This window comes from Bacteroides sp. HPS0048 (assembly GCF_964240755.1).
GTDB lineage: Bacteria > Bacteroidota > Bacteroidia > Bacteroidales > Bacteroidaceae > Bacteroides > Bacteroides nordii.
Window position 1 is genome coordinate 44,550 of the sequence record NZ_CAXSVC010000006.1, and the last position, 12,757, is coordinate 57,306.

7 protein-coding genes are annotated in these 12,757 nt (G+C 38.2%); all 7 read right to left on the reverse strand.

Going from position 1 to position 12,757, the window contains the following annotated elements:
- Positions 1 to 1,542: a glycoside hydrolase family 28 protein gene (locus tag ACESQI_RS06765; RefSeq protein ID WP_234130347.1), complete on the reverse strand. Its 1,542-nt coding sequence runs from the start codon at positions 1,540 to 1,542 to the stop codon at positions 1 to 3.
- 20 nt (positions 1,543 to 1,562) lie between these two features.
- Positions 1,563 to 3,515 carry a sialate O-acetylesterase gene (locus tag ACESQI_RS06770; protein WP_278511882.1) on the reverse strand — a complete coding sequence of 651 codons (1,953 nt, stop codon included), beginning with the start codon at positions 3,513 to 3,515 and terminating at the stop codon, positions 1,563 to 1,565.
- 20 nt (positions 3,516 to 3,535) lie between these two features.
- Entirely contained in the window at positions 3,536 to 5,743 is a 2,208-nt protein-coding gene (locus ACESQI_RS06775) for an alpha-galactosidase (protein ID WP_234130345.1), read from the reverse strand.
- A gap of 24 nt (positions 5,744 to 5,767) precedes the next feature.
- Positions 5,768 to 7,291, reverse strand: a complete 1,524-nt coding sequence (locus ACESQI_RS06780) for a sialate O-acetylesterase (protein WP_195661026.1) — start codon at positions 7,289 to 7,291, stop codon at positions 5,768 to 5,770.
- 56 nt (positions 7,292 to 7,347) lie between these two features.
- Positions 7,348 to 9,321, reverse strand: a complete 1,974-nt coding sequence (locus tag ACESQI_RS06785) for a T9SS type A sorting domain-containing protein (RefSeq protein ID WP_234130344.1) — start codon at positions 9,319 to 9,321, stop codon at positions 7,348 to 7,350.
- 40 nt (positions 9,322 to 9,361) lie between these two features.
- Positions 9,362 to 10,723, reverse strand: coding sequence for a trehalase family glycosidase (locus ACESQI_RS06790; protein ID WP_373125598.1), 1,362 nt, complete (start codon positions 10,721 to 10,723; stop codon positions 9,362 to 9,364).
- An 89-nt stretch (positions 10,724 to 10,812) separates the two neighbouring features.
- Entirely contained in the window at positions 10,813 to 12,678 is a 1,866-nt protein-coding gene (locus ACESQI_RS06795; RefSeq protein ID WP_373125599.1) for a T9SS type A sorting domain-containing protein, read from the reverse strand.
- Positions 12,679 to 12,757: the final 79 nt, after the last annotated feature.

Below are 12,757 nucleotides of genomic sequence, written 5' to 3' on the forward strand. Positions count from 1 at the left end.
TTATAATATAGAATTTAACCTGTAAATTGTTCCTTCTTTTACTGTTTCCCCACATTCTGTCTCTTTCCGGACTCTATCAAAATTGACGGATCTAACATCGATACGTCTACTTTTTTCACCATCGATCTTTAAAAATAAAGGAGCTTCTTCCGATGTACGAAACCCGGAAAACACAACATCCGAAGACTCATTCAAATATACTATAGGGGCCTCTCCCTGAGGAAGATCGACCTGAAAATTATTCAGACTTACATTATGCACATCATCGAAAATAAATACGGGTCTATAATCCGGTTTCCGTAAACGACATTGTATGTTTTCCATCGTCAGATTCTTTACATGCCGAATATACAGACCGTAAGCCGGCAGTACCGGACCGAACATTCTATTTTCGGGATACTCATTTATCTTTTCCGGAACAACAATAGAAGCATCGTTTTCATCCGCCCCTCCTGTATAGCTAAACATAATATCTCTGAGAGTAACATTTTCAACATAACTACCGGGGATTCCCGTTATCGATGAAGTTATTAAACTTTGATTCTCAGCCACGATATTTGAAACGATAATATTCTTTAGTACTCCTTTTCCCCTACGGTTTCCCAAACGGATAAACAGGGGAGTCTGTACATCCTGCATCGAAATATTATTGATAACCACCCGGTCCATTGTCCCACCGTCAACAACCTCAAGTGCTATACCGGAAATAACTGTTGTATCTGCAGAAATACCCCTTAACATCTTTCGCCAGTTACGAACATTGTTTTCAGAGGCTTTCTTTATAACACAGTTACTGATACTTATATTCCGAAAAGTACCAAAAGATCCGGTACCGAATTTAATACCATTGCAATTGGAAGCGATAACACAATTAGACACTGTCACATGTTCCACATCAAATCCGGGAATATCCGTTTTAAAACAAATGCCATCATCATCACAGTCTACGATACAATCAGATATGACGACATTCCTACTGTTAATATCAATTCCGTCACAATTATGATTACCATGAGAATAGATCCTTATATTGTTCACAATTACCCCATCGTTATTGGCACAACGTAATGTCCACGATGCAGAATTATAAAGAAATACATCCTTTACCTTGACATTGGAACAATTCTCGAACAATACAACATGAGGGCGACGACCTTTATCATCACCAAACTGGAAGTTTTTATGATTACCTTGTCCATCAATACATCCTTCTCCCTGAATAGAAGTATTTTTGATATTTTCTCCGACAACAATAGCGCGTCCTTTGTAAGCTTTAGGATCAGTTACTCCCTGTAATACAGCTCCATTATGCAGGAATAAATGAACATTACTCTTAAGGAATATCGTTGTGGTTAGATAAGTTCCCGCAGGAACATACACCGTTCCTCCTCCACTCAATGCGCATTTATCTATAGCAGCCTGTATAGCTGCCGAATTATCCCGGGAATTCTGTTTTGCGCCAAAATCCAAGATGGACATATCGGCAGCGTTCACTTGCATTCCCCATATTAAACATAGCAGACTTAATATAACCTTTTTCATTGATCTTGTTTTTAAGATTACTATTTATTTTTTGTACATTCCTCCCATGAATCAGTGCGGAAAGGCACTGTCAACAATCCTTCTTTATTATATAAATTGGCTCCCGGATTATTAGACCAAGCATAACGGATAGCAACAGGATCTTTTACCTTATCTGAAAACACCACTACCTTATCTCCTTGGATATAAGCTTTCGCCCACTCAAATTTCCGGTCTTTACCGGCAATAGAAAAACCTGTGACATATCCGTATTTATTGTTTTTAGTACACAATCCTTTTTCCGCGTTATCAAAAGATACAATAATTGTATCCTTTTCCTTCCGAAACGATTGATATACAGGTCCCTCACATACCGTGTCTGTTTGACCGTATGTTTTATTCATTGCCACCAACGCAAGCCGTCTGCCCACTTCCTGTTTATTCACCGGATGTATATTATATGCTTCACCGATATCATAAATAACAGCCTGTCCTGTTTGCGGCAAAGTTAGCGTCATTGTTTGCGCTTCGCGTAATTCAGCCCATGGGCTATCCTTAGGTAAGATATCTTCCGAATTTATATTCGCTAACGATACCCAATAAAACGGAAACTCGTATCCCCATTGCCGACGCCAGTCATTTATCAGATTCGGAAACATGGTTCTGTATGCATAAGCCCGAACCGTATCGTGTTCGCCCTGATACCAGATCACCCCCTTTATACGAAACTTTATCAACGGATGAATCATCGCATTATACAATAGCGAAGGCGCAATATTCGGCCCTATTTCCACATAACCATAATCCATGCTGACAGCAGACTTTTTATATTTCCACTTTTCCGATAAAGGAAAATGAAATTTATTCTTCCCCTTTGTTTCAAGATAATAGTTCTCCGGTTCGGAGATAAAGCCTCCCGTATAAGAGGAATTATTAACCCGAACCGTTACCGTATTCTCCCCTGCTTTCAAAAGCCCTTCGGGTATATCATAAATACGCCGTTTATCATAACCGTATCCTTCTCCAATTTTCACACCGTTTATCCAGACAATATCACCGTCGTCAATAACTCCCAACGATATGGTACCCGACTCTCCAACCACCTTTTCCGAAAGGTTTATTTTCTTACAATACCACACATTTCCTAACGAAGTTCCCAGCTCTGTTCCCATCCACGCTCTGGGAAGATTTACCTCTTTCCACAAGGATATGTCCGTCTCCGGATCATACCATTTCTCGGCCATACCGATATCATTAGCCAGTGCTTTTTCAAATCGTTTCTTATTATCGGAATTCTCTCTTTGGAATTTTCCGAAATCATTTAATGCCAATTGATTATAATCGGCCGACATTGCCGGTGGAAGCATATCAAATGCTTTTCTGCTTGTCCATGTCCTTACTCCGGTAGCTCCCCAAGACGAATGTATAATTCCAATCGGAATATTCAATTGTCTGTAAAGCTCACGCGCATAATAGTATCCTACAGCCGTAAAATTGCCAACAGTAGAAGGAGAACAGATTTCCCACTCACCTGCCATATCTTCTTGAGGCGATGCGTTCACAGTCCGCGAAACATTCAGAGAGCGAATCATCGGATAATTGGCCGCTTCAATCTCTTTTGGAGCATTTGCGGACAACTTTACCTGGAATTCCATATTCGACTGTCCACTACAAACCCACACGTCTCCTATCAGAATATTTTTGATTTTAATCTTATTGCTTTTACCTGAAACAATCATCTCGTAAGGTCCGCCAAAAGGCATTTCTTTCAGTTGAAGTTCCCAATAACCGTCATTATTTGTACGGGTTCTCTGGTTTTGCCCATTAAATATCACAGTTACCAGTTCTCCTTTGTCTCCCCATCCCCATACTTTGACAGGAGCATCCCTCTGAATAACCATATTATCGGCAAAAACACCGGATACCTTAATCATCGCGGATAAATCAGCAATGCCCAATAATCCAAGAATAATCACTACAAATTTTCTTATCATAATCCGATTCTTTAACATTATCAATTAACTTCTGTAATCATAAAAACAAAGCTATCAAACATGGCACTATCATTTACATTTATCCCCATCTTCATCAATTCTTCGCCTGTAAAGATCTTGTCATTTCCCCAAAAGGAACTTTTCTTGCCCATTCTGTTCAGTTCTGTCAGTTTATACTTCTTTTTTTCGTCCAAGCCATCCAATTTAAATTCCAAGAAACAATCTCTACCGTGAAATTCGAAACTATAAGCAAACACAACTGCATTTTTTTTATCTTTATCAACATACATGGATGCCGCCCATCCGCCCTCATCATAAGGCGAAACAAGCCGGTATAAGTCACCGAGCTGCACTATCGGACGAATCTGTTTATAGGTCTCTATCGCGTTTTTAGCAAAAACACGTTCATCGCCCTGCAAATCTTCAGGTTGCAGTTCCATGCCCAGACGTCCGGCCATAGCCACATCAAACCGATACTTCAGCGATGCATGCATTTTTGTTTGATGATTAGGACTGATCGAAACATGAGCACCCGTAGCGATAGCCGGAAAAAACATATTAGTACCGTATTGAATAAATATCCGGCTCAGCGGATTCGTATTATCACTGGCCCAAACTTCATCATGATACTTTAAGGCACCAAAATCCAAGCGTCCTCCACCCGATGAACAGAGTTGAATAGTGATATGCGGATATTTTTTACGTACTCTGTCATAAACAGAATATAAACCATTGATGTAATCCACCCAAAAATGAGACTGCTTGTCAGCCGGAAGATATTCCGAACCGGCACGATTGATAAAACGGTTCGAATCCCATTTGATGTATGAAATATTAGGCGAACTACTTACTATATCATCAAATGTTTCGACGATAAAATCCTGTACCTCCGGATTCGTCAAATCCAATACACATTGGCTTCTGACTAATAAAAGCTCCCGATTACCGCTTCTAACGATCCATTCCGGATGTTTTTCGGCTAATTCACTTTTAGGATTCACCATTTCCAACTCTACCCAAATCCCGAACTTTACACCTTTCTTATGTGCATAATCGGCTAAATGACCGATCCCTCCGGGAAGTTTTTTCTTATTCACCTGCCAATCTCCCAATCCACACCGATCATCATCGCGAGGATATTTATTACCAAACCAACCATCATCAAGAACAAACATTTCAATACCAAAATCAGCAGCGGCATCAATCATCCTTTTCACCTTTTTCTCATCAAACTTAAAATAAGTGCCTTCCCAACTGTTCAAGACAACTGGACGTATCTCATTCCCATGCGCCAATGCGTACTGACGACACCAGTCATGATAATTTCTTGAAATCTGCCCACGACCGCAAGAGCTATAAGTCCAAATCATTTCCGGCATTTTAATTTTCTTTCCCGGTTCTATCAGGAGCATCGAAGCATATGGATTAATCCCCCCTACCATATGCAACATACCATATTTGTCAAGTTCGAAAGTCATTTTATAATTCCCCGACCAGGCTAATGATCCGGCATATATCTCACCTGTTCCCTCTTGTGCCGGAGCATCTGCTGAAAGCATAAAGGAAGAATTCACCGACTCCGTTGTCAAAATCCCGGTCCGTGCTTCTATGCTCTTTGTTCCCGGTGTCAACCGTTCTTCTTTCATTTTCATCTCAGCACCCCATCCTCCATAAAAATGAGTGAGATAATAAGACTTACGGTGTAAGGGAAGATAAGCCGAAGCTATTTTCTCAATCTTAACAATATCATTTTCCCCATTTTCCAATTCTATGTATTGAGCGATAATATTTTCCTTTTTATATGCCTTAAATACAACATTGACAAAAAGAGGATATAATTTATCTTTAAGCCGAATGATCGTTTCGGACACATTATCATCCACGTTTATCGTATTATGCTCCACATAATATAAATCGGTTGTAAATACTCCATCAGCGTGTGTCAACTGTAAAGCAGGATCCAAAAAGTCTCCGGAAGTAGGAAAAATCTCCGGTATAAGCGGACGACCATCACGCCTGAGCTTGTATTCCTTATTTAAAACAGTAGTCCGGCTATCGGAAACCAATCTATCTCCAAAATACAGAAAAGAGACCTTCTTATTTTCCGAAAGAGTAAAAAACATATTCAATCCGGCCGTTTCTATAGTTATAAAATCCATTGATTTCGCACAAACTTCCACTCCGCACAGAATAAACGATAAAAAAGTAATCAATACACACTTTCTCATATCATCATAATATTAGTTTTCCATTTATTTTTCAGACATTCTCACCGGCAGGGTAAAAGGAAATGCCGGTAAGCCATTTTTATTATATAGATTTGCGTTCACGTTATTTTCTACAGCATAACTCACCTTTACCGGATTCTGAATATTTTCACAACCTATTATTAATTTATTTCTTTTAGTAAAAGCTTTCACTTTTCGCTTTTCTCCGGTAGCATCAGTCACCCAAATATCATTTAGTTCCCCTCCTTTTATGCGCAATTCTTTCACAAGATTAAAGCTCACTACTATTTTATCTCCTTTAGCCACTGCTTTCTCCGCCACCGGATAATCTGCAATTTTTTTTCTCCCATATATCTTACTCAATGCCATATCAGCAAATCGTTGTCCGAAAGGCAATTTATCATCCGGATGTACATCATCCGCATTTCCAATATCAATCGTACAGATGACATAAGTATCTTTTTTCTCACGTGCCTTTAACTGTGCATCTCTCAAAATCGCTGCCCGTTCGGCAGACGGATAGTTAAAATTGGTCAGTTGCCCGACAAGAACAGGAAAATCCAAATGGAAACCGGCTCTCCAACTATCAATCATACTCTGCAATTGATATTCATATTCATCGGCCCATTCCACACTATTTTCTCCTTGATACCAGATCAGCCCGGATATGGTATAGGGCATGCAAGGATGAACCATTCCGTTATAAAGGGAACCGGGCTTACAATGCGGTCGTTCCAGCATATGAACACTTTTCGGTTTTTTGACAATCTTCCGGGCAGTACCTTTTGCCAAATTTTCTTCCTGCAAAGCCAATTTCTCTGCGTATGCAATGCTATCATGCGGAAAATCCTTCTTCCATTTCCACCATCTGTCTGTCGCTTTTCTCAAATTATCGTCAGAGGCCTGTAAATCATAAGAAAGCCATGATTCAATACCTGTTCCTGCCCAAGAGGCAGAAATAATTCCAATCGGAACATTTAACTGTTCTTGTAAGAAAACGGCAAAATGGTAACTCATAGCCGAGAAATGTCGAACAGTCTCAGCATTACATTCTTTCCAAACAGCATTCTTACCAAAAACAGATTCCTTCCGGTCTGAGACATGACGCGGAACATGAAACAAACGAATATTGGCATGGTCGGCATTTTTCAATATGCTTTCAGCCTCCTTTTCTTCTATGATTGACCATCCCATATTAGATTGCCCACTGGTAAACCAAACTTCACCTATTAAAACATTATTCAGTTCTATCCGGTCCGTTCCATTGATCAATATATGATAAGGTCCTCCAGCTTCAGGGGTAGAAATATACATATTCCATTTACCATCCAATCCGGTTTTTGCCACATACTTCCTATTGTTCCAACTTGTCTCTACGGATATATCCGTCCCTGGCTTGTCCCAACCCCAAAATGCAACTTTTGATTTCTGTTTCAAGACCATATCATTACCTATAAGTCCAGGCAAAATAGTCTTTGCATACAAAGTACCGAATGAAGTGATAGAAAGAAGAAAAATCACCAGAAGATTTACAAAAAACTTTTTCATAATATTAAATATTTTCAAAACACAGGAATTACTGCATAAAAGTATCCTCTGTAATATCAGAAAACAGAGTACTTTTTAGAAAAACTCTCATCATTACAAATAAGATTAATAATATAAATCCCCTGTTTAAGCCGATGTAAAGTAACCGAAGAATATCCAGAAAAAGAATCTTCAAGAATTAACTGTCCATAAACATCAAAAACTCTCATTTTCACCTGTTTTTCTTGATATCCATTTAAGCTTACATATCCATTATTGTCTACACGAATCAATTTCTCCCCATCGTTTTTTATTTGACTCAACCCTGTCCCCACAGGATCTTTATCCGTAACAATATTTTTCACATACTTCGTTACATACTCCATATCATTCCGAATTAAAAAATTCTGTCCATGATCTCGTATCCAAGTTGCAGGCTCAATCGTATTCTTGTAAAAATAGCCACCATCTATCGCATTCAGAAACACACACGGTTTTGGACAATTCTTTATCGTATTACGATGAATAATGATATTCTTAAAACCACCCGCAGGTGCCAAATCACCATTCGAAGCTTCCAATACTACGGAAATAGCAGCTGCCTGAGAACGCTTCAAATTTTGGCGGAACATACACGTTTCTATGTGATTACCACTTATTTCCAGATTTCTCGATAGTCCTGCCTCCATCCAATTAAATTCAGGAGCAATAATTATTGCACCGGCACCAGTATATGTTATTTCATTATTTTGTATTTTTCCATCAGATGATTTTACCAATATTCCTCTCCCCGGAACATGGCCAATTTTATTATTGATAACTCGGAACCCCGCTCCGATTCTGTCAGTTGAATAAATCACATCACCAGGAGTGACATTACTAACTTTATCCCAATCTTCCGCTGAAAAACGAACCATCACAGTTCTTATATACCGAGTATCTTTAATATCTTTAAAATAGGACAAACATTTCTTTATATCCTCGGCGGTAGGATCGGTTGACAACGTCACGCGTATAGGTCTGGCTTCTCCACGACATACCCCATCATTCGAAACAACAACAACATTTTCATCTTTCTTGATAGTTACATCTGCAAGATTATACTCCCTTGCCAAAACATACAATTGTTTATATTCTTTATCTACCTTATATACCGGATAGAAATTCCCGTTAATGGCTATCGGATCGTCATTTGTATACTGAATAACACATTCCTCTATAGTAGGTCCTATTGTCGCATGTCTACTATGAATTCCATCGGCAATACCAGGACGTAACCTATCTTGAGGATATTTGGGATCATCCACTTTCCGATCGATAACACAACGATAATAATGCGTATTTTCACAATAATGTTCGGCAAAATGAAAAGCAGGAGAATCATAAATGGTTATACCGGACATTGTCATATTTTTACAATAATTCATAATGATACAATGACCGACATAAGTAGTAGGAATATTATTGAATACAACAAAATCGCCGACCTCATAAGTTCCTACCTTAGGCATTGTCAAATTTACCTGTACTTTACGACCTTCTAAATAAACAATCGGATCTTTAATTTCATTGGTATAGAGATTCCAGATCAACTCTCGGGTATCTTTATCAAAAAAATGTACTCTATTCTGTACTGTTTCCGGATTCAGCATCGGATACCCTTCATGTATTTCCACTTGAAGTGTCTTTGCATCGGCCGACATTTGTGTAATTGTACCTTGTGTAGAGCACGGCGGATCATACTCTATTGTCAAATCGGAAAAAACCATATCTTCACAATGCTCAAAACTAAATGCTTGCTTCTGATAATTACAAATAATTGTCGAACCATTTCCCTTGACCTGAACATTTTTTTTATAACTAAATAAGTAAGGTTGTTTTCCATCTTTCAAATCAAGGATGTAGGTTCCTTTGGGAATATCAATCACAGAATTATTGATTTGAGCATCAAGAACAGTCCGTAGATCCCCATTTACTTCTCCCGCATTGCTCGTACAAGAGATCATTCCCAAAAAGAATAGTAAACCGAAAGATTTCATTTTATGTTTCATAAGTATTTTATTGATTCTTTATTTACTCGATTTTTACTTTTTAAAATTCATCAACCAATGGCCTATTCTCCAGCCATGCCAACATATTCATAACCAGATAATTCCAATTCTGAAATCCAGGATTTAGTATAGGCTCCCCATTTTCAGGCTGATAATACTCGTGTAAAGCCCCGAAACGTTTAAAATCACGTCCAAATAACTTTATAGTTTTCTCGGCCAATTCGTACGCCTCCTCTTCATACCTATATTTCACCAGCCCTTTCCAAACCATATAATTCGAAATCCCCCACACGGGCCCTAACCAAGATGACGGATTACCAGTAGCTTTCAAATTATACATCTTCTCCATTTTAGAAAGAGTTCTGATGCCATACGGAGCATTAAAGGTTTCTGTATTTTTTAAATGTTCCCGAACGATTCTTTCCGATTGTTCCGGTGTTGCAATATCTGCCCACATGGCCAAAAAACCTGACCAAACACCAATTCTCATGATCAGACAATCCCAATCACGAGGCATGCCACTATGTCTCTCAAATGCCTCCGCCCCCCTTACAGGCAATAAATTCAAATCTACACTATAGAAGAAACCGTCTCTTTCATCCCAACAATGCTTTTGAATAGCTTCTCGCAAATCTGATGCATTCTTTTGATATTGAGGTGCGATCTCAGACAGCCCCAACCTTTCGCACAAATAAGCTACAGCTTTCAATTCCTTATACATCAAACAATTTAAAAAAATAGATCCGGAGCTTCTTGCCGGACGATAATAGGTACACGGATCATTATCTACTCCGATAGCTACATCATTTTGCCAATAATATAATCCGGTAGCCCGATCTCGGTGATGGTTAATATAATTATTCACAAAAGTCTGAAGATAATAAAATTTAGCTCTAAGCCATTCGGCATCACCACCATTGAGTTTTGTTAAAAATGCAGCATGTTGAGCCAAACACGGCTTATGCATATTCGTTTTATAAATTTCTTTAGGTTGTATTTCGGCTCTCACAGATTCCCGCTTTATATTTATAGGTATCCAACCATCCATTCCTCCAAATTCCAAAAAATTCAAGATACAACCTTGCTCATATTCTATGGCCTCTTTCGAAGCTTTATCATTACCTATATCCAACAATATCTGACGTAGTGCTATATTAGTCAGCCAAGAATCCCAATCCCATAAAACATCGGAGTATTGACTGCTTCCCGGAGTAATAAAAGGATATTTCAAAGCCATTCCCTCTTCTCTGAACATCCCTTTGTAATCATTGTAAATACATTTTTTTATGATAGAGCTATAATCTCTCCATGTTTCTTCTTGTTGAGAATAAACAGAAAATATTGCTATCGAAAATACAATAAATAAAGAAAAAGCTCTTTTCTTTTCCAAGAATCTATCCATAGTTACAGGATTTAGTATTCAATAATCATTTTATATAATTCACAGAAAGGTGCATAAACCTTTTCAAAGCACCTTTCTGTGTTTTATTCTTATTTCAAGATCTTTTCAGAATATACTTTTCCATTTTTATCTACTATCCGCACGATGTAAATACCCTTTTCCAGATTCCGTATATTAACAGATGTAACGTTCACAGCAACAGGAATACACGGCATACCAAAAGATGTATATATTTGAACCGATGCAACTTCTTCAGAAAAATACAAAATACCTGTAAGATGATTCAAATAAACACAAATCTGAGAATCCACTTTAAATTCATTGACGGAAGAAACAACTCCATTATACTCGAAAGCACCTAAGTCTCTGGAATTACCAGTTTTAGCAACACCTCTTATATCAGTTTGCGGAATCAATTCTTCTCCTTTATATATCAACGAAGAAACTCCATTATCAATAGCATATCCTTCAGGATCATTGATCTCGATATAAGGAATACCTTCTGTCGGTTCGGTTAACTTACGATTAATTCCCACTTGTTTCAGTTTCTGGTCAGTAGACTTGCCACGAACACTTTTATTGTTATTTGCCGTAGCAATATCTTCATTATTAAAATGATATAAAAATCCGGCACCCCAAGTCGCATCATACGCTCCACCTACACCATCAATCAAATTATTCTTAATAATATATTCACCTGTCGATCTGGCATCTTTTTCCCGGATTGACCATCCCCAACCTAACTGGTCAACCATTGTTCCGTCACCTTTATCAATAGGTTCTATCATACAATCCAACATAATATTATTTACAAAAACCAAATCGAAATCACCACCAAAGTCACTGAAATTTATGGCATTCTGGTCTGTCTGAACTAATCCGTCAACACCAGTATTGTTCATCATGGACGTATTGTTTACAAAAACAAAACTTCCCGACATCCCTACAGTAGGCGCTGGTTTCTGAGAAGTAATAAGATTCGCTTGTGGGCCTTCCGTACGATTTTTGTAAAATACATTATTAACAAACTTCAAGTTTACATTTCCTTGTTCGCATCTTGCCCAGTGCATGAATCCACTGGCACCCACAGACTTATTGTTTGATACCGTACAATTCATAAATGTTACATTCGCATCACATTCCTCATTAAGGAATAAACGTATGCCACCTCCTGTAGCATTTCTGGCTGTATTAGTAGCCACGTTAGAATCAAAATAACACTTATCAAAAGTAATATCCATCTCCATACCTTCTATGTATAAAGCACCTCCGGCAGCTCCACTACCATTTTCAGCCACACCGTCTCCCGTTTCATTATTTCTGAATATACAATCTTCAAATCGGGCATAAATAGGATTCTCAGATTCTCTCAGACAAACGGCACCGCCTTGATAAGCTTTACATCCTTCAAAAATTGTATTTTTTACAACCAGTTTACCTTCACTGCAAATAGCGCCTCCACGGCAGTTTACTCCAGTAGTAACCACTCCGTTTCTTACAACAACATTATTAAGATTCAACTCCGAATACGGATCTACGTATATCATACCACCAGATCCGGTTCCCCCATCCCGATGTAAATTTTTCAGCGTAATATCTTCCAAGTTCAACTTCACTCTTTTCAAATCAAAGAAACTTGAAACATTCATTTCTCCATCATTAAACTCATCGTCATTCACCCCCATTATTGCAGCTTCAGGAGTACCCCCTTTTATTGTAACTTCTTTGATAGTAGCCTCCTTACTTACGTCAATTACCGGGTCCAAATAGATTTCATCCAATACAATAATTGTACATCCATCAGTCCAATTATCAGCATTTAGTGAATACCAGGGTTGCTCTTTAGTTCCAGGATTATCATCACTTCCACTCGAACTTACATAAAAAGTTTCTTGGGCTGATAAATTAGACTGCCAGCACAATGCCAATACCATAGAGTAAAATAAGTTTTTCATAAATTTCAAATTTTAATGTTTAACATAAGCTCTATTACTACATTTATATCAAAGTACTTTAATGTTCAGATTATAACCG